Source organism: Shewanella indica, from assembly GCF_033842865.1.
In the GTDB taxonomy this organism is placed as follows: Bacteria; Pseudomonadota; Gammaproteobacteria; order Enterobacterales; family Shewanellaceae; genus Shewanella; species Shewanella indica.
In genome coordinates this window covers 3,074,302-3,094,722 of the sequence record NZ_JAWXXR010000001.1, presented here as the reverse complement: position 1 = coordinate 3,094,722, position 20,421 = coordinate 3,074,302, and the positions used below count along the sequence as shown (strand labels likewise).

Genomic DNA, 20,421 nt, shown 5'->3' with positions numbered 1-20,421 from the left:
CTGATTATAGTGATTTTCTTATTTATCAATAAGTAATGTTATTTCCACATCTCCGCATCCGGAGAAGCAGCCACTATAAAGGCCACAGGTTACAATCAAGTTGCAATATGTAAAATATTTATCAAACTTTAGTGCTAGTTAATTAGTCTTATCAATGAGTTAGCTTGGAGGAAAACGTAAAAAAACCTAAGTCACTCTAGTGGTTTAATGAACACGGCCTTACCACTCTTAGGTTCAAAGCGGTTTAAGTTGGCCGTCACGCAGGCCCACTAACATCAGCTCCCCGTCAGTGCCCAATCTAAGCTCGCCATAACGTCCCTGACTGAAATGCTCCGCCTGGCCCTCCTCAAAGAAAAAAGCCTGGCTCGCCAATTGCACATCTCCCTGACGGACTTTAAACGGCAAGCGTCTTTGCTGCTGCAACAAAGGAGCCTCTGGGTCACTCTCCAGCGCCACAAAAGCGGCGCGCTGCTGCTCATCGAGACTCACTCTGAGCCAGCCCTGCATATTGTCCTGAAACTGCCCTTTTGCGCGCAGCTCATTGGCCAATTGCCGGGCCAATTTATAGTCGAGTTGCATATAGTCCCCCTGCATCAGCGAACGGGGAACCACCGGGGCCAGCTCAAGTAAGATGGGCTCACCGTGCTGCCAGAGTTGCTCTTTCTGCCACACGGAAATGTTGATGACCAGCAAACAAAGCAGCCCCCACACGAGGCACAACCCCATGATTTTGGGCGTCAATTTGGGTTTCATCACTGCTCACCCCCATTCTGCGCCGCCAGCCACTCAGGCCTGTCGCTCAAAGGCTTCAGCGCAAACCAAAGCAGTAGCAGGCTCACGCCAAGCAGCATCAGCAGCAAGGATTTTTCCAACAAGGTTTGCTGCAACGAGTAATAGTAATAACCGCAGTAAACCGGCATCGCCAGTACCCCGAGCCAGAGCAGCAAGCGCTCGGCCAGCACAAAGCCGAAAACCGCCACCAATGCGCCGGCGATAAGCCCGGGGATCCACCAAAACCAAACCAAGGCCGACAGCAGTCCCAGTAGCAACAGCATCTGCGAACGCCCATCCAATTGATGCCGGATTGCGTTCATTCGACTGCCGAAAAGACGCCAAAGTTGCCACAGCAGCAAAGCTTCAAGTAACCATTGCGCGCCCTGCAACATAGCCGGGCTCATACCGGGATCCTTTAACTCCCAGACGCCTTCCAGCCAAACCAATTGCGGCGTTTGACAAAAGAGCAGTGCCAAGGTCATGGCCATGGCAAGGGAGCGCCAGCGAAGCGGCGCCTTGCCCCAGTCGGCCTCATGGCGCCAGAGCAGCACAAAGCCCAGTAGCAGTGCCGGCGTCACCAAGGGTAATAATAAAAGTGTCTGCAGCAGCGCAATCAAGGCCAATAATGCCAGCAGCGCGCAACTGGACCGGGTCAAATAAGGTGGCAGCAGATACCAATGAAGCGAGGCCGCCAGAGCCAGCATCAACCACCAGCGCCAGGAAGCCACTTCAAACAGCAGCTCATCAAAGGCGATGCCATAGAGCACCAAGGCGGCCACGGCAAAGCTCAAGGCAAACTGAGAGATAAACAGTCCACTTTGACCTCGGCTCAAACCAAAGGCCACTGCAGATGCCGCCAGCGCCAGGCTCAGCAGCAACCCAGGCTGAATATCGTCCAACAATAACGCCAGGCCGGTGCCGATGAAACCCAGTAAACAGATCCCGGCTAACCAGCCAAACAGGATAAGCATCGCCTTGAGATACCAGGGACTTTGCAACTCTGGAGTCTCTTGTGCCACATCCCCCGAGACAATGCCTGCCTGCTGCAGCCGTTGCCAGAAAAGGCTGCCCGCATTAGGGACGATTTGCTCATCCTCCCTGGGCTCTGTGTTGGCAGTCGCATCTTTGTGTTTTTGGGCCTGTTGCTCCGGTACCGCGGCCAGATAGTCAGCCTGCAAGCGCTTTAGCAGCAAGGCGGCGACTGAGGCACTGAGCAGCACGCAAAGCGTCATCAGGGCAAACAGCAGTACCACGGCATCACCGTCAAACACTTCAGAAAGCAAGCGCAGCAACCAGAGATCAAATAACGCTGCCGTGCTGAAAAGCCCGAGCGCCATGCCGTAGAGTTTACGCCTTGTGTGGTAGCCTCGTATCTGCGCCGCGGCAACCACCCCGTAGAGAACCACAGCAATAAACTGCTCTTTGCTCAAGGAGTCGAACAGTGTCCAACAACTCGCCAGCAACAAAAAGCCCCAACCGAGCAACCCGCTGGTTACCTCGCTGAGGGGGATGCCTTGCTTGTCTGTCAGCGCAAAACGAAGCAGGCATTGATGCAGCAGCCAATTAAGCGCAAACAGTGACCAAGGGATGGCGAGCCTGTCATCCCCCAGCAAGCTAAACAGGTCTGCAAACGGCAATGAGGTTATCTGCAATAACAAGTACAGGGTCAGGTTCAACAGCAAGATAAGCAGCAGATAACCGGCTTCCAGTTTCAAAAATACCACCCAGGGCAGAATAAGCAGTGCCCACACGGCAAACAACTGCCAGTTGTCGGCCTCTTGCTGATAGCTCTGGCCGATAAAGGCCAGCAAGACGCCGACAAACACACAGGCCACAAACAGGAGCCAGGGCAAAGCGGCTTGTGCCTTGTCGGCAAGGGGTGACTTTAACCATCGGCTCAATGCAAAGGCCAGCAACAAACAGCCCAGCAAACCGGTTTCCAATAACGCCAACTTGCCCATGCGCGGCAAAGCGGCCCAGTTGTAGGCAAAAAAGCAGATAAGCGCCGAAGCAAAACAGAGCGCAGCACACCCCAGCAGCAGAGGGTTAAAAAAGCTCAGACTCTGCTTGGCCCCTGGTGATGGCAGCAATCCCAAAGCTTTGCGCCACGCCGTCCCCGAGACAAGATGTTGCGAATGCCATAAATAGAGTCGCTGCTTGGCCTGGGCTCTGTGTTGTTGCAAAGCATCCATGAAATGACCTGCCCACTTTCCTTGAAAGAATTAGGTTCCTATATTTAATCACAAGATCAAACAGATCAGCACAGTTGTAGGCAGAGCCTGTGTGCCGACAGTTTCTATCCAGAGGAACATCGACACAATGACAATAAAGCGCCTGTCTAACCGTTGCCGCTTTTGCAGAACACGCCCTTGCGAGCGCCGGCCATGGCGCCAAAACCTCTGACAGCGAAGAAAGAAACCTCTGTCAGTCCCGTTGCAAGGCAATTATGGGATCCAGTTTGGCCGCCTTCTGCGCCGGATAGAGGCCGAAGCCGACCCCGATACTCATACAAACCCCGAGCGCCAGCAGTATCGCAAAGGGAGACCAAGCCACAGGCCAACCGGCCGCTGTTGAAATAAGCAGCGCCAGTCCCAGCCCCACAACTATGCCAAACAGACCGCCGGTAGCAGAAATAGCGATACTTTCAATCAAAAACTGCCGGGCGATATCCTTGCGCCTGGCCCCCAGCGCCCGCAGCAAACCTATCTCGGCGGTACGCTCCAAAATGGTGGCCAGCATAATGTTCATAATGCCAATCCCGCCCACCAGAAGCGAGATCCCGGCGACACAGGCCATGACGATATTGAAGATCTGTTGGGTCTTCTGATGTTGGGCCAAAAGGTCGGCCGGCACCACTATGTCATAGTCCTTCTCACCGCCATGACGGCGCTGCAACAAATGATTCAGGCTCTTGGCCGCCAGCGAAGGCTCAACCTCTTCCCTGAGCGACAGCTTGATCATATCCAGCTCATCTTCAAGCGCCTTGAACTGCATCTTTTTCAGGGCGCTCGACAGTGGAATGAACACCTGATTGCGCTCGCCCCCAAGCTTGACGCCCTGGATTTTAGACTTACCGCGATTGGCATCGGCCAAGATACCCACCACGGTAAACCATTGATGATTAATCTTGATGTGCTTGCCAAGGGCGTTGCCCTTGGGAAACAGGCTGCGAGCCGCCTCTGGTCCCAACACGGCGACCTGGCGGTAGTAGACCTCATCCTGCTCGGTAAAAATCTGCCCTTCATTGAGCTTTAGCGACGTCAACCGAAAATAGCTGGGAGTCACCCCCATCACACTGGCATCGCTACGCCCTTCGGCGGAAAACAGACTGAAGACTTTTACTTCCTTGGCGGCGCCCCAATCCTGAATAAAAGGCAAGGTGTCTCTGGCACTGTCGATATCACGCAGGCTCAGGCCAACACTATGTTCACGAATCGATTTCAGCGCCTCGCCGTCATTGCTGCGGCTGTTGACCACCAGATTTCGAACCCCCATGGATTCAATCATCTTCAAGGCTTCACGCTCGGCACCTTCACCGACGCTGAGCATGGCTATAACGGCGCCGACACCGAATATCATCCCCAGCAGTGTCAAGGCGGTACGCAGTTTGTGGTGGCGCATCTCATCGAACGCCTGGGTAAATCCTTGCCATAGTCCTATTATCGAACTCATAGCTGACTCCTCTTGGGTGGAGTTGTCAGGGCTATTACATCACCGGGATTGAGCCCAGCGATAATTTCGGTGCGGTTAAGGGATCTGTGCCCCGGAGTCACATCCCGGCGCATAAAGCCGCCGCCCTGCTTAAGATACACCCAGTAGCGGCCGTCTTTTTGAAACAGGGCCTGATTGGGCACAGTCAATACATCATTGAGATCCAGCACCTGCACCTTGGCATTCACTTGCCTTCCCGGCTGCATAATGGCCGGCAGAGTTTGCTCCAGGCTGATGGTGAACTGGAAATAGTTCACCGGGCTATCTCTGTCTTTGGGCTTGGCCAGCGCATCGACCTGGGTCACAGTGCCGCTAAAGGGTCGCTCAGGATAGGCATCCAGAGTCACTGTGGCCTGCTTGCCGATGGCCAGCCCCACAGCTTCTGATTCAAGCACATAGACTCTTGCCTGCATCACGGAAGTATCCGGCAATATGCCTATGGGGAATCCGGACCAGATCATGTCCCCCACCACGGGAAAGGCGCCATCCCAGCCTGCCTGATAGACAAACAGCCCGTCGTGCGGCGCGATAATCTCCATCTGTGTCAGATTGCCCTGATACCTGTCAATCTTGGCCTGATGGCCTTTCTGTTTCAGCTTGATAAGCGCCTGCTCGGCATCGGCCTGCGCCTGGTGCTGAGTGCCGCCCCACTGGAAATAATCCAGCTTGGCATCCAAATATTCCTTGTTGCGCATCTGATCTATGATGTTGATTTTGGTGTAAACCCGCTCATCCGCACTGAAAAAGCGCTCGGCCAACTGCCGCTCATTACCTGTGACCTTGCTTCCCAAAGTCAAACTCTGGCTCAAGGTGAGATCTTTCTCTGTCTGGATCTTGGCATCCTGCGCCAGGCGCTCAAAGTCGAAGGCTTCCATCTGCAAGCGAAACGACTCCCTTGTATCATCGAGCCTGGCCACCACATCACCGGCCTTGACCTGGGTAAAGTTGTTCTGGATCCAGGCCAGGGACTGAGGCCCACGTAACCCCGTGGGCACCACAACGGGAGTGGACTGCGCCGCTTCCAGCTCACCGCTGGCGGGGATATTAACCTGAAACTCGCCACGGCTGACTGTCATGGTGAGCACACCATCATTACTGCTCGGTTGGCAGCCACTCAAGGCCAAGGCTATCAAGGCCTGCATTATCAAGGCAAAGGTGATTAGCAAATGATTCTTCATGGCAGCAATACCTCATCGCCCACTTGCAAGCCGGTGAGTATTTCAACCTGATCGCCCCCCATGGCACCGACCCGCACCGACTGTTTGCGAGCCCCCAAGAGCCCGTCCAGCAGCACATAAGGATGACCGGCCTCGTAATGCACCGCATCCTGAGCCACCAGAGTACGCTGACTGTCATCGGCAATTTCTATGCTGATCTTGGCGGTCATTCCCGGGCGCATCAACTCGGTATCCGGCTCGTCTATACTGGCAACCGCATCGAACACCACCAGAGGAACCTCCTGGCTTTTGTTACGAAAAACTGCACCCAACTCTTTGATTTTTCCTGTAAAGACTTTATCAGGATTGGCATCCAGACGGATCTTGAGTTGCTGGCCCAGTTTGACTCTGCGGGCTTCTACCTCAGGGATCGCCATATTGACCTGCATGCTGTCGAGATCAGGAATGGACAACATCACATCACCGGCAAACACAGATTGGCCCTCTTTGAGCTTGTTGCCCTGAGGATCGTTGCCATAGACCACCATACCGGCACGGGGCGCCACCAAGGTCATCGAGGCGATACCCTTTTTCAGCGCCGCCACTTCGGCGGCGAACTTCTGCCTGTCTCCGTCGAGCATGGCTTCCCGTTGCCTGGCGCTCTGGGCCTCCAGCACCAGTTGCTGCTGCACCAGAGCCACCTTGTCACGGGCGATCACCGCGTCACGCTGGTACTTTTCTTTATCCAGCGCCGCAACAGTGTCATCAGAGAGGGCAAACTTACGCTCGGCCTTGTCCAAACCCATTTTGGCCTCAGCCAGTTGCAACTTGAGCTCCTCCATCTTCTTGGCATTACGCAGCTTGGAGGTCTGCAAGTCCTGCACCGTAGCCTCAAGCTCGGCCGATTTGACCGACAGCCTTTGAGTCAGTTCCGAGGTATCCAACTGAGCCACCATCTCGCCACTTTCCACCTCGCTGCCTTCCGGCGCCAGCTGCTTGACCTGGTATTGCCAGATCCGCCGCATTACAGGCGGCATTAAAGACACGGTATCGGCCGCCACCAGCTCGCCGGTGACTTCTATTTTTTGACTCAAAGGCCCCTGCACTACCTGAGTGCTCACCCCATCACTGCACGCGCTCAACGCAAGCAGTGCCAGCCAGGCCAAACTAAAGCGCTTCATGTTTGCCTCCGGTTTCCACCAGTACACTCATGCCGGGGATCATGGCGATATCATCAGGCGCCTTGAAACGGATCCCCACTTCAAACCAGTTACTGCGGCCCCAGGCCGGTAGATTGATGGCCTGGCGACCGATACTAGCAACTTGTCCGGGAAAGGCGCGCTCAATTTCCGCATCCAGACGCATGATCACGGCTTGCCCGGGTTTCAGGCGATCCACATCCACCTCATTGACCCAGGCGATCACTTCCAGATCTTCCATAGCAGGCACAGTGGCGATTTGTCGCCCCACTTGCACCGTATCTCCCACCTCGAATTTTTTATTGCTCCAAGGCTCCCGTCCAAGCAGCAAAGGGCCGGCGATTTCGGCTTTCAGCTCCAGGCTGTCCAAGTCCTTGAAGGCCTGGGCCAACTCGAGCGCCGCCTTTTCCTTGTCAATCTTCAGCTGTGCCAGGGTCGCCTTCTCGGTATCCAGAGCTTCGGCCAGTGCCTGCTTGGCCTTGGTCACCTCGGCATTTAGCTGCAGCAGCTTGAACTGATTGTCGGCGTACTCCTTGGCAGCGATAAAATCTGCCGGCACGGCCGCCACCAGTTGCGCCTTTTCCTGCTCCAGTAACTGCTTTTTCAGCTCGAACCTGGCTTGCAATACCTTGGATTTGAGCTCTATGGTCTGGCTTTGCTCCTGCGCCGACACCCTGAGCATGCTGGCTTCCAACTGTTCTATCTGGTTGGCCACCTGACTCTTGTCAAACACCACCACCACTTGCCCGGGAGAGACCAAAGAGCCCTCGGGTAACATCCACTGAATTTGATAGCGCCAGGCATCACCGGCCTTGGGGACGCTGAAGGTCTGCGACTTGGCGGAACTGACTTTACCTGTCAGTAGCAGCTGCGCGGCAGGCGGCGACTTGGCATCCGCTCCCTTGTCCGTTAAAGGCTCCAATGGAGAAACTATCGAAGAAGACGAGCCGGCCGCCGCCGGTATCGCGATTTCTGAAACAGCCAAGCTTGAAAAAGTCAGGCCAGAGACCGCCAGGCTCAAAAGTAAAAGAGAATCAGGCCGCATTAGCCCTCCTGTCACTCTGCAGGCAACCATCACGCATACGGATAACCCGCTGGGCGTAAGCGGCCACTTCCTCTTCGTGGGTCACCAAAATGATGGTTTGCCCTGCGGCATGCAGCTCGGTAAACAGCGCCATGATCTCAAGCGAAGTCTTGCTGTCCAGCGCCCCGGTTGGCTCATCGGCCAGTAAAATGGCCGGGCGATTGACCAGGGAGCGAGCTATCGCCACCCGCTGACGCTGACCGCCGGAGAGTTGGTTGGGCCTGTGATCCAGTCGCTCTCCCAGTCCGACACGCCTCAGCAATTCTATGGCGTGGGTTTCATCGCCCTGCCCTTCTGGGCTGTATCGCAGCGGCAGCATCACATTTTGCAGCGCCGTGAGTCGCGGCAAGAGGTGAAAACTCTGGAATACGAAACCTATCTGGCGGTTACGCACCGCAGACAAGGCATCGTCATCCAGTTGTCCCACCTCTTCGCCATTGAGCAGGTAACTGCCACTGCTGGGTTTATCCAGGCAGCCGATGATATTCATCAGCGTCGACTTGCCTGAACCTGAAGGCCCCATAATGGCCACAAATTCATTGGCTTGAATGTCGAAACTGACTTCATCGAGCGCTCGCACACAGGCGTCGCCCATCTGATAGGTTTTGCAAAGTTGTTGAAGCTTTATCATTGCTCTTGTGGGTATTGCGACAGGCGCTCAACCACTCCTTGTTATTGTCTGCAGCTTTGAACCTTGGATAAAGGTGCAAGTTCCCTATTTAATGCCAAATTCCAGCGCCGGGCCGCAAGCTAATTGTAAGCTGACATTTCAGCGCCCGAGAACCAATGCTGTGATGCCCTCAAACAGCTTGAGGCCGATGCAACGCTTCTTGGTGTAATTCGGGCCGGGCTCATGAATTCTTGCCTAGGAATCGGGCTTAGGGCCTGACTTACGGCTTGACTTACGGCATAGCCCCTATCCAGGCAAACAGGGCCGCAAGGCCGTAAAGCAGCGGCGGCAACAGGCTCTGGCCACTTTTTTGCCCGCCAAGCAGTCTGGCATAGAGATGCCAGACCATCAACAGCAGTAGGTTGAGAACAATAAAGAGTATTAAACCAAATACATAAGTTTCCGGCATCAACTCAAATGCGCAGGCTATCAAGGCCAGACTGGCAGTAAGCAGGAAAGGTGTGAAACTGAGATCCGCAAAGCATCCTTGCTGTTCACGCCCGCTGGCGCGGCTATGGTTTTCCAGTGACCACAGGCCGCCTTGCCGGCGTTCGCGGGCAGAGGAGCGGATCCTGGGCCAGAACTCAATCGCGAGCGCGAGCAAGATGATAAAAGCGGCCAGTAACAGACTCAAAAGCATATTGCCTCCCTTCCTTGGACAAAGAGACAGGCGGCGGCCGCATTTTATTGCATCACATGTTAGCCATTATCCAGTAGTCGAGGCGCTTTTGCGGCTCGGCCAAGATGGTTTTACAGCTGTCTTTGTATTGGCTCATCAAACCGCCCAAACTCTTGCTGTTACCCATGGTTTCCAGCATTTCGGCACGGGCTGCTGCCACGCCTTTCTCGGCATCTTGCGCCGAACTGTACTGGGCGGCTAAAGCTTCGGCATCCTTGGCAGATTGCTTGAGTCTATCTCCAACGGCGGCCATCTGAGGTGCATTCATTGCCCCTATGGCTTCAGAACTTATCTGATAATAGGCGGCGCATTGTTGCAACTCGGCGCTAAAGGCCTCCTCGGCGGGGCCGGCGAGCACATTGGCACTGGAAAACAAGCCGATGGTGGCAAAGACAGACAAAGCAGTTTTTTGGGACATCTTGGTGATCCTCTTGATATCGATGAAGGCAAGCTACTTTAGTGCCTAATGAATTTCAAGGTTTTAGAGTCAGACTGTAATGGAAAAATTCATTGTCCCGGACAAAACCAATGGACTCATAGAGCGCCTGCGCCCTGACGTTATTACGCAGGGTTTCGAGGATCAACTCATCAATGCCCTGCGCTTTGGCATAATTCAGCGCGGCATCGAGCAGCGCACGACCTATGCCGACACACCTGGCATGTTGAGTAACATAAATATCATTGAGGATCAGCAGCGGCGCCGCCCGCAGCGAAGAAAAGCCGGGATAGAGCTGCACAAACCCCAAAGCCTGGTTTTGCTCATCCGGCAGATAAAAGATCACGGATTCATCCCGCTTAAGCCTTTGGCTGATAAAGCTTAACGCCAGTTCGGGCTCGCTGGGATAACCATAAAACTGACGATACTCATCAAACAGCGGTGAGATAATCTCGGCATCCTGTGACTGTGCCCGAATAACTTGCTTTAGCATGAATGGTTTCCCTTCGATTCAATATTGTCCTAAGTGGCGCTTACTCACTGTGCGAGTTCGGCACGGTACTGATCACTGTAAAATGCCAGCCTGTCCTTGAGGCCTTGCTTCACCTCTGGCCATTCGCTGTCAATGATGGAATAAACCACTGTATCCCTGACGCTGCCGTCCTTGAGCAGTCTGTGATTGCGTAAGATACCATCTTGCTTGGCCCCCAGGCGGGTGATGGCCTCCCGCGAAGCCTGGTTGTGAAAATGGGTTCTGAACTCCACCGCCATCACATCCAGAGTCTCAAAGGCGTACTCCAGCAACAACAGTTTGGTTTCGGTATTGATGGCGCTGCGCTGCACACTTTTGGCATACCAGGTATACCCAATCTCCAGCCGCCGGTTGGCTTGATCCCAGTTGCAAATGCGGGTACATCCAACGATTGCACCGCTGCCTCGGCTACGTACTGCAAAGGCCAAGGCTTCACCGCGCTGCTCACTGTCCAAAGCCTGCTGGATATAGTCCTTCATCTCATCCGGATGCGGCACGTTGGTGTACCACAAGCGCCACAACTCACCATCGGCAACCGCCAACGACAGCGCCGGCAGATGATCCTGACTCAAAGGTTCGAGGATCACATGTTCTCCGGTCAAGCATGCTTCCAGTCCCATGATTTGCCTCCCTAATAATGCAAGATAATGATTTAACGCTTGTTTAAATACCAGACTAACATGAATAAATCATTAAACCAGATTAAATGTTAACAAATGGTTTCTTTCAAAACGACTGTAAAAATCAAAGCCGATGATAACAGCAGGTCAGTTCAAAGGGCACGGCAATAAATTGAAATGCGGAGGGGAAATAGCTAACAGCAAAGAAAGCACAATGACCCAAATAAAGCTCGGTCAATTAACAAATACTATGATGCCCAAGCCTCCCTTAACTATGTCACACACGGAGAGACTTGGGCATAAACAGGCAACCTTGTTAACGCAGGATCATCTGCGCCCGCTCTGGGCCAACAGAGATCATTTTCACCGGAACACCCATCAGCTCTTCAACCCGCTGCACGTACTTTTGTGCCGCCAGTGGCAGGCTCTCAAAGGTGCGGCAAGCCGTGATGTCTTCGCTCCAGCCTTCCATCTGCTCATAAACAGGCGCCAAAGCAGAGGTTTGTGGCCAAATCGGGTTTTCGCTGTGATCGCCCTGATAATCGATGCAGATTTTCAGATCCTGCATCCCACTCAAACAATCCAGCTTGGTCAGCGCCACTTCGGTCGCCGCCTGCAGCTCGACACCGTTGCGGGTGGCCACAGCATCGAAATAGCCCATATCACGGGGACGCCCGGTTACCGCGCCGTACTCATTGGCGGCTTCGCGGAAGTTGTCCTGCTCTTCCATGGCGGTGATCAAGGTGCCGGTTCCAACGGAGGAGCTGAAGGACTTGGCTACCGCAATCACCCGCTCGGGGCGCAGTGCCGGTAAACCACTGCCAAGACCGGCATAAGCAGCGGTCACGTTGGAAGAAGTGGTCCAAGGGTATTCACCGTAAACCAGATCACGACCCGCGCCCAACTGGGCTTCAAACAGCAGGTTTTGATCTTTTGCCTGCAGCGCTTTCAGCGGCTCACTCACATTGCAGATGGCATCACGCCAAGGGGCGGACACTTCCAGCAACCAGGCGGTCATCTCTTCTGCGGTTTGCGAAAATTCAAAAGAGGGATACAGCGCCTTAAGCTGCGGCAGTTTCCAGTCCAGCATAAACTGGATACGTTCACGCAGTACTTCAGGCTGCTTCAACCAACCCACCAGAATGCCTTTTTTCATTACCCGGTCACCGTAAGCCGGGGCAATGCCCTGGCGGGTAGAACCATAAGCGCCGTCACCGAGACGCTCTTCTTCCAGAGTATCTTCAATGGCGTGGATTGGCAGGCACAGAGTCGCCCGGTCGGAAATACACAGATTGACATTGACGCCGGCGGATTTCACCTCGGCAATCTCTTCGGAAAGTGGCGCAGGACTTATCACCATGCCGGGGCCCAATACCGCCAAACAACTTGGATTGAATACGCCGCTAGGCAGTTGATGCAGTTTGAATGTCCCATAGTCATTCACAACTGTGTGGCCGGCATTGTTGCCGCCCTGAAAACGTATACTCGCCGCCGCGCTATCTGCCAGATAGTCCACGATACGGCCTTTACCTTCATCACCCCAGTTTGCACCAACTACAACAATAGACGACATTTCCAGTTCTCCTAAACAAAAACCTGTCTATCCTATGACCACGGCATGAATAAGAAAAATTAATAATCATTATAAGCTTGATAAGAAATCCATATCAGGATATTTTGCATCGGAATCGAAGATAGTGGGCAATTGCCATGACCAAGCCGCCAACCATAAAGCGCCTGCCCCTCAAACGTCAAAAGTACCGTTTAAAAAACCCTTAAAGAGGCTGCTATGCTCGAACTCCATTGGCTTAAGACCTTTGTCACCCTGGCCCGCCTGGAACACTTCGGCAAGGCAGCCAATGAGCTGCATATGACTCAACCCAATGTCAGCTTGCATATCAAGCAGTTGGAGCAAACCACCCGGGTAAAGCTGATTGAGCGTAATCCATTTCGGCTGACCCAAGCCGGTGAGCGCTTGTTAAGGAGTGCACACAACACCCTGATGGAGCTGCAAAGCTGCCAGGCCGATCTCAACGCCATCAATGATCTGTGCCAGGGCACCATGACCATAGCCGCCAGCGATATCATTTCCAGATGGCTGCTGATAGGCCCTTTTCAGTCGTTCAAAACCGAATTCCCCGGCATCGACCTGACGTTGCTGAACACCACATCCTCCCAGGCAGCAGACCTGGTAAAAAGTGCCAAGGCCGATCTCGGCTTTGTTATGGCGCAAAAAGAGAGTCAGCCGCTGCATTTTACCGAGCTGAAACAAGTAAAATGGTACGCCTTGGGCAATGATCTCAAGACCTGGCAGAAGGGTAAAGTCCCAAGCCCGCAGGAAGCACCTACCTTGATACTGCTGGGACATGATACCCGCACCCGGGATCTGATTGACCCGGCGCTTCCCGAGCTCAAACTACCGGAATATCGCATCATGGAAGTGGGCAGCGTGGATGCCCAAATAGACTGGGCCGAAGCCGGTTTCGGTATTGCCATAGTGCCGGACTTTGCCCTGCATCCCAAACTCAATTTGCAGTCCTGCATGACGCCACTGCCCAGTTTCCCCTCGGCCAGCCTGGGATATATAGTGCGCCAGAACCAAGTGCTATCCAAAGCCATCAAAAAACTGCTCCATTGGGTAGATGAAGAGATTCTGCGCTCACCGAGTGTTAGCTGAAGCTACTGCATAAGCCTGATGCCCCTGGATTTAGCTTGTGCTCAAAAATACCGCCCAGAGGCAACATGCCAGTAGTGTTATTTATGGTAGTTCATAGCTACCGGCTACCCGAAACCAACCGGCTATGCTGGCGCGATCTTTATGGGTTGGCAGTACTTCATGGGGGAAACGCTCGCTCAGGAAGATCACCAGAGTGCCCATTCTCGGCGGGATCTGCTCAAGCAAAGCGTCGTCCTCTTCATAGAGCATCAGCTCACCGCCATCACCCTGTTGCCAATCGGGGTTCAAAAAAAATACCGTGGTCAGGATCCGGTTGCGACTGCCCCGCAGCGCATCTAAGTGTTTACGGTAAAAAGTACCAGGGCGATAAAAGGCGTAATGGCTTTCATAATCGAATAGCCCCATAAACAGGCGCTGGTTAAGCCCATGACGCAAGTAGGCCATATATTCCAAATAGTCGGCATCCGGTTGCTGTGCTTCATGCAACCAGCGGATCCTGTCTGAACGTATCTCCTGTTCGCGAACACGCTCATTGCCTCGGCCAATTTCGGCCCAGCGAAAACTCTCTACCGGCGAGTGGTTAACCTTATCCAGCAACGCGCGGCTCAATGTCTCCGGCAGCACATCCTCAAGCACTATGTATCCCCTGTCTGTAAGTGCATCGGCAATCCTGTCCAATAGTTCATCATTTAACAGCGAAACCAAATGGGTATCCTCTCTGAAATGCTGCGGCTGTTGTTGCCTGCGTACTGACAAAGCCACAACCTAAAAAGCCCCCCACTAGAATAAAGCAGGGGCCGATTCTGATAGCAGCGGATACTAGAGCATTCGATTTAGGCTGACAATCAAAATAAAACCTTTAATTCATATAGTTACAACACTAAGCATCTATTCTCAAAGCGGTTCTTCAAGCTAAACAAGGTGCAAATTCAAGCGCTTGAGTTGTAGCTTGAATCCATTGACGGGAAAAATCGGCTCGTGCCGGTTGGGAAGTGAATTATCTTCTATACTCTCAAACAGGATTATGACTGTAAAACAGTGAATTATGGGATCAGAACGTCAACCAACGCGTCAGTTCTATGTTCGTGCCGCCATCATAGCCGCCGAACTGGAAAAGACTCAGGGCCACTGCAAAGAGATCAATATCATCGCCAGCAATGCCCAGGCGGCATCGATTCGTGCCGGCAGCATGGCACTGGGCTTCAAGGCGCTGACCCACTCCATCGACGAACTGGCGCATTTCACCACCCACTCAGCCGCGAAAATCAATCATCTGGCGCAGACCATCAGCCGCCTGACCAGCGAGCAGACCAGAGTCCGCAAGGCGATGCTGCAATTTGCCCGCGCCAGGGAGAAAGCCCGCAAAGCCCGTTATGGCGACAGCATCATGCCGGCGCTGGAGAAGAACAGCCAACACTTTACGGCCCTTGAGCAGCAGTGCAAACGCCTGAGCCTGGACATTGAATTGCAATTGGAAGAACTCTGCCAGCAGCTGAAAACCGCTAAAGTGCTGGCCTCGCTGTGCCGCATCGAAGCCTGCCGGATAAAACCCGCCGATCAGGCCACTTTCAACCATGTTGCCAACCGGGTCGATGCTGCTGCCGGCGCGATCCGCACTCAGGTAGATAAGGCGATTCAATTACTTGAACAATAAGGGAGTACAGGGATGAAGAGCCAACTCTTGTTGGAAACCCATAGCCACAAATGGATCTATTTTGGCCGGGATCCGGATAAACCCGACGGCATCATAGACACCAATCAATATATGTTGGTCACTGCCGAGCAGGCTTTGCTGATGGACCCGGGTGGCATAGAGCTATTTGCCCCCATGCTGGCCAATGTGGTTTGTCACATCCCCATAGAGCAGCTCACCCATCTGTTCGCCTCCCATCAGGATCCCGATATCATCTCCTCCCTGGGGCTGTGGGATCAGACGCTGGAGCGGGCCCAGCTGCACGCGCCCTGGATTTGGGAAGGTTTCATCCGCCATTTCGGGATGGAGCATATCCAATACCAGGCCATTAAAGATCAAGGCGGCAAGCTGACGCTCGATGGCGTGGAGGTGCAGTTTATCCCGGCCCATTATCTGCACGCTTCCGGCAATTTTCATGTCTACGACCCTGTCGGCAAAGTGCTGATGTCGGGTGATATAGGCGCGGCACTGGAAGACACGGATGCCAGGCTATTTGTCGATGACTTTGGCCGTCACACCGAGAAGATGCGCTTTTTCCATCAAAGATGGATGCCCTCCAACCGCGCCAAGCAGGACTGGATAGCCAGAGTGAGAGAGCTGGAGCTTGACTATTTATGTCCGCAGCACGGGCGGATATTCAGGGGCGAGCAGATACCTGAGTTTCTCGACTGGTTTGAACGCCTGGAAGTGGGGGTTGCGGTTACAGGCAACTGAATGCAATAGCTTGATGCCATGAGCTTAGCTCATGGCAAATTCTCCGCCATTGAGTGTCCGGCAGCTATCAGAGATAGCGGGCAAAGGCGCTGCCCTCTTTGGTGGCTTTGAGCGGCGCTTCAACCACAGGAGTGCCCAGATAGAGAAAGCCCACTATCTGATCGCTGCCATCAAGCCCCAACGCCGTATTGACCGTAGAGTCAAAGGCAAAGGCACCAGTGCGCCATATTCCGCCCAGCCCCTGGGCAAATGCGGCCTGCTGCATCGCCATCACGGCGCAGCCGGCTGCCAATTGCTGCTCCAGCTCAGGGACCTTGGGATGATCTTTGGTCTTGGCAACCACGGTTATCACCATAGGCGCCCTGAGCGGCATACCGGCAGCCTTGTTGATAAAGCCCTCGTCGGCACCATCTGCTGTTGCGGCCGCCACAAAAATATCCGCCAGGCGATTGAGCCCTTCGCCGGTAGCAATAATAAACTCCCAGGGCGCCAGGCCACCGTGATCCGGTACTCTGGCCGCGGCATCCAGGATAATTTTCAGTTGCGCCTCATTCGGCGCCGGAGCCTGCAGTCGTGGACATGATTGACGGGTAAGAAGAAGAGTAAGTGCGTCCAATGCGCGATCCTCAGCTGAGATATCAATGACTTCACAGGATACCAAATCCACCCCGGATCGCCAGAGGCAAAAAAGCCGGACGACTTGTTTTAAGCAACAATCAGCCGAGGTTAGCGGTTTTGGGCAGCCATTTACGGCCAATAAAATAGTCCACACTGGTGTAACGGCCGCCGCCCATAAACAGCAATACCAACAGCATAATGAAATAGGTGGCCGCAAACTCAATGCCGTTGTTGAGGATCACCAGGTTACCCGAACTGGTAAGCCAGTCGTAATTGCCGTGTTGCTGCAGTATCCCCTTGGCCCGCTCAAGCTTCTCCACCGAAGCCATCACCCTGTCGTTTGCGAGCCAGGATGAGGGGTCGGCAATCGCCAGCCAGCCGTTGGACCAGTGCACACTGAAGGCCGCCACCAACATGGTAATACTCATGGGGATAGCCACCAGCCGAGTGGCCAACCCGAGCAGAAGCAACAAGCCGCCAAAAAATTCGGTCCCGGCCGCCAGCGCCACCATCACTTCAGGCATGGGCAAGCCCAGCCCCCAGTCCGGATTACCGAACCAGGCCGCTGTGTCGCTGAAGTGGCTGAGTTTGTTGTAACCGGCCTGCACCAGCACCGGCGCCAGATAGAGCCGCAATGCCAACGGTGCCAGGCCATCGAAGTGGCGCAGTGATTTCAAAAATGCCGCATAGGTTTGAATGATGGCTTGCATGAAAACCTCCTTATTCGGGGAGTATTCCTGTCATGTTGCAGTTGACCCGGCAATAAGCGATTTTATTTCAGTCTTTACTTTAGGAAGCTGCAAACAAGTCCCATGCCTGCTCTGCGTCCGCTTACGGGCCTGGATGCAAGGCGTGGTTCGCGGACAAATGGTCCAATGCCCGTTCTACAGACCAAAGACCCGCTTTACGACCCCATAAGCTCAGGGCTATGTCTGCCTCATAAGCTCAGGGCTGTGCCTGACTCAGTTCATCCAGATCGTCAATCAAGTTGCCCAGCTTACGCTTGAAGTGCTTTTGCTGGCGCTCACTCAGGCTCTGGTGCAATTGCAACAACAGCATGCCGAAGTTTTCCGTGTTCTGCGCCAATTTCTGCTTGTGCACATCTGACTTGAGCTCATCGGGCGATGTCATCAGCAGCCGCAAGCGCTGCGCCAACAAGTCAGAATCACTACGTTGCAGCAAGGCTTGTTTGAACTGCCGGAGCCACTCGTGACGATACTCGAGCCACATATCCAGGGTCGCCAGTCGGCGGCTGTTGTGCTCATGGATCAGGGCCTTTTGCTGCTCACTCAAACGCCCCAGCCAATCGGCAAATAGCTCCTCCAGCCGTTCATCCGCATCTTTAATCAGTTGTTCCTGGTTCTTGTCCTTGTATTCTTCCACCAGCTCCTGCTCATCGGCCTCCAGTTTGGCTATCACCTGGGCGACCTGCTTGTCACTCAAAGAAGCGATAAGGGGCAAAAGATCGTCAAACACCTGGGCAAACAGCCGAAACCAGTGATCTCTTGCCGTATCCACATGACGACGCCAACTCTGTGGCGTTAAAGTGCCATCGGCAAGCTCGGTTTGCAGCGTTTTTAACTGGGCACTGTATCTGGGTAGCTCCTGGCGGCGATGCCAGGCGAGAAAAGGGTCGAGAATGGCGTCAAACGCCTGCTCCTGTTGCCGGTCGAGAGTGACATAATCTTCCAGCTGCCACTCTATGGCCCAATCGAGGAAATAATAGCTGACCTTGGTGGAGCAGGCACTGAGCGCAATAAGCAGCGCCAGGGCAATAACAATGCGTTTCATCCATTAAATACTTTAAGTTGGCTAAGGCCAGGCGACAGCTTCCCTGCCTGACTCATTGATGCTTTACAAGATGCCAGAAGTCATCAAACCAGTCGAGATAAGACTGCTGCTGATTGTCCCAGGCCATCTGCAAGGCCCAGCAGCAGGCAAACAGCCAGTAGACATCGACGGCTGCAGCCACCGCCAGGTGGGCATCGCCGGTTAAATGCGGATGCTGCTCAAGATAGTGATAAATGAGCCACTGCTGCCCCTCGGCGCTCAGTTGATGGGATGACAGCACCCCGGCCAACTCAAACAGCGGGTGGGAAGCGCAGGCATATTCAAAATCGACGCACTTGAGTCCATCCTCGGCCAGCAACAGGTTATGAGGATTGAGATCCCTGTGACAATACTGAGGCCTCAGCAGACAGGCCTCCAGCCGAGTGTTGCACTGCTCGAATAACCCTTGGGCCGAGTGAAGTTGCATGAGCCGCTGTTGCCAGCTTGAAGGCTGCCCCCGGCTCAGTGCCATGTCATCGAGCCGCTCCAGATAGATGCGCCACTGCTCGGCAACACTGATTTCGAGCTTGGGGGCCGGCAATGCCCTCAGCCCCAGCAGCAACTCCAGCAGTAAGGCCTGAGGTGATTTGCCTTGCCTGGCTCCCAATACAGCGCCTGAGCCAACTTCATGTTTAGGCTCATGTTTAGGCTCATGTTTGCGCTCAGGCAGGTCAGAGAAGCTGTTGCGATTAACAAAGGCATTATGAGCCGCGCTTGCGATCTCGGCCGCGCCTTTGGATGCGAGTAACTGCTGCCAGTTGGCTTGCGGCGCTTGTTCGATAAAGCGGCTCAGATATAACCCCTTGTCAGCGCTGACCCAAATCAGCCCTGGTGCCAAATTCGCCTTCTCGGCAACCCGCCAACATGCCAGTTCGTTGTTTCTGTCGCAGATACGGTCTGAGCCCGGGGAATTGACTCTCAGCACCAATAACTCGCTGCCGGCTTGCAAGAGCCAGTTTTGGTTGCTTAGCCCAAGGGTGAGCGGCTTGGCCCCCTCAAGCGGCCACAACTGTAGCCGCTTGAGGGCGGCGTTGAGCTCGCAGCTCAAACCTTCACCCAGACTGGCCTCAAGTTCTGTCAGCGGTTTGCCTTTCATGCCGCGCCGCTTTCAAGCTGTGAGGAGTCGCGACCGCGGGACTCCTGAGCTCTGGCGCGCCAGATAAAGTATCCGGCTACCGCCATCCCCACGTAGAGCACAAACAAGAGTGAGGTCAACATCAAACCCTTGCTTAAATAGAGATAGATGGACACCAGATCGATAACCACCCAATAGAGCCAGTTTTCCAGCACTTTGCGCGCCACCAGAAAAGTCGTCATCACAGCAAAACAGCTGGTTGCCGCATCCAGGTAGGGGAAGGCTGCCTGAGTGAAAGTCGCCATCATATGACCGACAAACAGGGACACCAACCCAGTCAACAAAATCAGTACCAGGTGCCGCTGCCAGGGCCAGGAGGTCACGGCCACTCCTTGATGGTTTTCCCCACCCCGGCGCCAGAGCCAGTATCCGTACAGCGCCATCGCCATGTAATAGACGTTGAGCACTGACTCCATCAGCAGCGCGACTTTCCAGAACAGCACAGTGTAGATGGCGGTGCTGGCAAAGGCTGCCGCCCAACACCAGATATTGGCTTTCATGGCCAGCAGCAGATAGGCCAAGGCCAATACCACGGCTACCGCTTCCCAGGCGCCCATGCCCTGGGCCTGAGAGCCGGCCTCGGCGAGCCAGTGCCAGAATTCACTCATGGGTTATTCCCTGTGGCCCAAGTTCAGCTCACCACCGATAAATTTACAGACAAACACCGCCTTGCCAAATTTCTCGTGCGCTGCCTGCATCTCGGTGGCCAGCATGGCCATCACCTCGGCATAATCACCGCACACCTGAGTCGCCATGGCATTGGTGGTTCTCTCTATGTTGGCATAACTGTCCAGGCGCTTGATAAACCATTGAATAGGCTCCAGATACTCATCGTGGAGCGGATACATGCTGATTTCGGCAGTTAACTTCATTTTACATCTCCTGTAATGAA

The 20,421-nt window shown here is 54.1% G+C and carries 22 protein-coding genes; 3 read left to right on the top strand and 19 right to left on the bottom strand.

Annotated features, from left to right (window positions below; genetic code table 11):
* Positions 1–234 precede the first annotated feature (234 nt).
* The 12 genes from SIL79_RS13880 to SIL79_RS13825 form a co-directional block, all read right to left on the bottom strand.
* Entirely contained in the window at positions 235–753 is a 519-nt protein-coding gene (locus SIL79_RS13880) for a GDYXXLXY domain-containing protein (RefSeq protein ID WP_319619376.1), read from the bottom strand.
* Positions 753–2,966: a DUF2157 domain-containing protein gene (locus SIL79_RS13875; protein WP_071475968.1), complete on the bottom strand. Its 2,214-nt coding sequence runs from the start codon at positions 2,964–2,966 to the stop codon at positions 753–755. The genes SIL79_RS13880 and SIL79_RS13875 overlap by 1 nt, the downstream gene beginning before the upstream one ends.
* Before the next feature lie 232 nt (positions 2,967–3,198).
* Entirely contained in the window at positions 3,199–4,446 is a 1,248-nt protein-coding gene (locus SIL79_RS13870; protein ID WP_071475969.1) for an ABC transporter permease, read from the bottom strand.
* Positions 4,443–5,663 carry an efflux RND transporter periplasmic adaptor subunit gene (locus SIL79_RS13865; protein ID WP_039032757.1) on the bottom strand — a complete coding sequence of 407 codons (1,221 nt, stop codon included), beginning with the start codon at positions 5,661–5,663 and terminating at the stop codon, positions 4,443–4,445. The genes SIL79_RS13870 and SIL79_RS13865 overlap by 4 nt, the downstream gene beginning before the upstream one ends.
* Complete coding sequence (locus tag SIL79_RS13860) at positions 5,660–6,823, bottom strand: efflux RND transporter periplasmic adaptor subunit (RefSeq protein ID WP_039032756.1); 1,164 nt, start codon at positions 6,821–6,823, stop codon at positions 5,660–5,662. The genes SIL79_RS13865 and SIL79_RS13860 overlap by 4 nt, the downstream gene beginning before the upstream one ends.
* Positions 6,810–7,886, bottom strand: coding sequence for an HlyD family secretion protein (locus SIL79_RS13855; RefSeq protein WP_071475970.1), 1,077 nt, complete (start codon positions 7,884–7,886; stop codon positions 6,810–6,812). The genes SIL79_RS13860 and SIL79_RS13855 overlap by 14 nt, the downstream gene beginning before the upstream one ends.
* Entirely contained in the window at positions 7,876–8,556 is a 681-nt protein-coding gene (locus SIL79_RS13850) for an ABC transporter ATP-binding protein (protein ID WP_025887136.1), read from the bottom strand. The genes SIL79_RS13855 and SIL79_RS13850 overlap by 11 nt, the downstream gene beginning before the upstream one ends.
* 271 nt (positions 8,557–8,827) lie before the next feature.
* The gene (locus SIL79_RS13845; RefSeq protein ID WP_039032755.1) at positions 8,828–9,235 is read right to left on the bottom strand and encodes a hypothetical protein; all 408 of its coding nucleotides are present in this window, start codon (positions 9,233–9,235) and stop codon (positions 8,828–8,830) included.
* Between the two features lie 52 nt (positions 9,236–9,287).
* On the bottom strand, positions 9,288–9,692 hold the full coding sequence (locus SIL79_RS13840) for a hypothetical protein (RefSeq protein ID WP_052247891.1): 405 nt from the start codon (positions 9,690–9,692) through the stop codon (positions 9,288–9,290).
* A 55-nt stretch (positions 9,693–9,747) separates the two neighbouring features.
* The gene (locus SIL79_RS13835) at positions 9,748–10,203 is read right to left on the bottom strand and encodes a GNAT family N-acetyltransferase (RefSeq protein WP_039032754.1); all 456 of its coding nucleotides are present in this window, start codon (positions 10,201–10,203) and stop codon (positions 9,748–9,750) included.
* 44 nt (positions 10,204–10,247) lie between these two features.
* Entirely contained in the window at positions 10,248–10,862 is a 615-nt protein-coding gene (locus SIL79_RS13830) for a GNAT family N-acetyltransferase (RefSeq protein WP_071475972.1), read from the bottom strand.
* A 316-nt stretch (positions 10,863–11,178) separates the two neighbouring features.
* Complete coding sequence (locus tag SIL79_RS13825; protein WP_144361922.1) at positions 11,179–12,435, bottom strand: adenylosuccinate synthetase; 1,257 nt, start codon at positions 12,433–12,435, stop codon at positions 11,179–11,181.
* Between the two features lie 216 nt (positions 12,436–12,651).
* On the opposite strand from SIL79_RS13825, the gene SIL79_RS13820 reads away from it, so the two are divergent.
* On the top strand, positions 12,652–13,539 hold the full coding sequence (locus SIL79_RS13820) for a LysR family transcriptional regulator (protein ID WP_039032751.1): 888 nt from the start codon (positions 12,652–12,654) through the stop codon (positions 13,537–13,539).
* Between the two features lie 81 nt (positions 13,540–13,620).
* Here SIL79_RS13820 and SIL79_RS13815 read toward each other — a convergent pair whose 3' ends face one another.
* Entirely contained in the window at positions 13,621–14,244 is a 624-nt protein-coding gene (locus tag SIL79_RS13815; protein ID WP_319619973.1) for a 2OG-Fe(II) oxygenase, read from the bottom strand.
* A 340-nt stretch (positions 14,245–14,584) separates the two neighbouring features.
* On the opposite strand from SIL79_RS13815, the gene SIL79_RS13810 reads away from it, so the two are divergent.
* Entirely contained in the window at positions 14,585–15,193 is a 609-nt protein-coding gene (locus SIL79_RS13810; RefSeq protein ID WP_039032749.1) for a hypothetical protein, read from the top strand.
* Positions 15,194–15,205: 12 nt separating this feature from the next.
* Positions 15,206–15,946 carry an oxygen-binding di-iron domain-containing protein gene (locus SIL79_RS13805; RefSeq protein ID WP_319619375.1) on the top strand — a complete coding sequence of 247 codons (741 nt, stop codon included), beginning with the start codon at positions 15,206–15,208 and terminating at the stop codon, positions 15,944–15,946.
* Positions 15,947–16,013: 67 nt separating this feature from the next.
* Here SIL79_RS13805 and SIL79_RS13800 read toward each other — a convergent pair whose 3' ends face one another.
* The 6 genes from SIL79_RS13800 to SIL79_RS13775 form a co-directional block, all read right to left on the bottom strand.
* A complete protein-coding gene (locus SIL79_RS13800) occupies positions 16,014–16,562 on the bottom strand; it encodes an NAD(P)H nitroreductase (RefSeq protein ID WP_025887130.1) in 549 nt (182 codons plus the stop codon).
* A gap of 100 nt (positions 16,563–16,662) precedes the next feature.
* Positions 16,663–17,274, bottom strand: a complete 612-nt coding sequence (locus tag SIL79_RS13795; RefSeq protein WP_044734757.1) for an HvfX family Cu-binding RiPP maturation protein — start codon at positions 17,272–17,274, stop codon at positions 16,663–16,665.
* Between the two features lie 235 nt (positions 17,275–17,509).
* Positions 17,510–18,355: a DUF6279 family lipoprotein gene (locus SIL79_RS13790; protein ID WP_319619374.1), complete on the bottom strand. Its 846-nt coding sequence runs from the start codon at positions 18,353–18,355 to the stop codon at positions 17,510–17,512.
* 52 nt (positions 18,356–18,407) lie between these two features.
* Positions 18,408–19,490, bottom strand: coding sequence for a phosphotransferase (locus SIL79_RS13785; protein WP_319619373.1), 1,083 nt, complete (start codon positions 19,488–19,490; stop codon positions 18,408–18,410).
* The gene (gene pnuC, locus SIL79_RS13780) at positions 19,487–20,137 is read right to left on the bottom strand and encodes a nicotinamide riboside transporter PnuC (protein ID WP_025011200.1); all 651 of its coding nucleotides are present in this window, start codon (positions 20,135–20,137) and stop codon (positions 19,487–19,489) included. Before pnuC ends, SIL79_RS13785 begins: the two co-directional genes overlap by 4 nt.
* A gap of 3 nt (positions 20,138–20,140) precedes the next feature.
* A complete protein-coding gene (locus SIL79_RS13775; RefSeq protein ID WP_025011199.1) occupies positions 20,141–20,401 on the bottom strand; it encodes a hypothetical protein in 261 nt (86 codons plus the stop codon).
* Between the last annotated feature and the right edge of the window lie 20 nt (positions 20,402–20,421).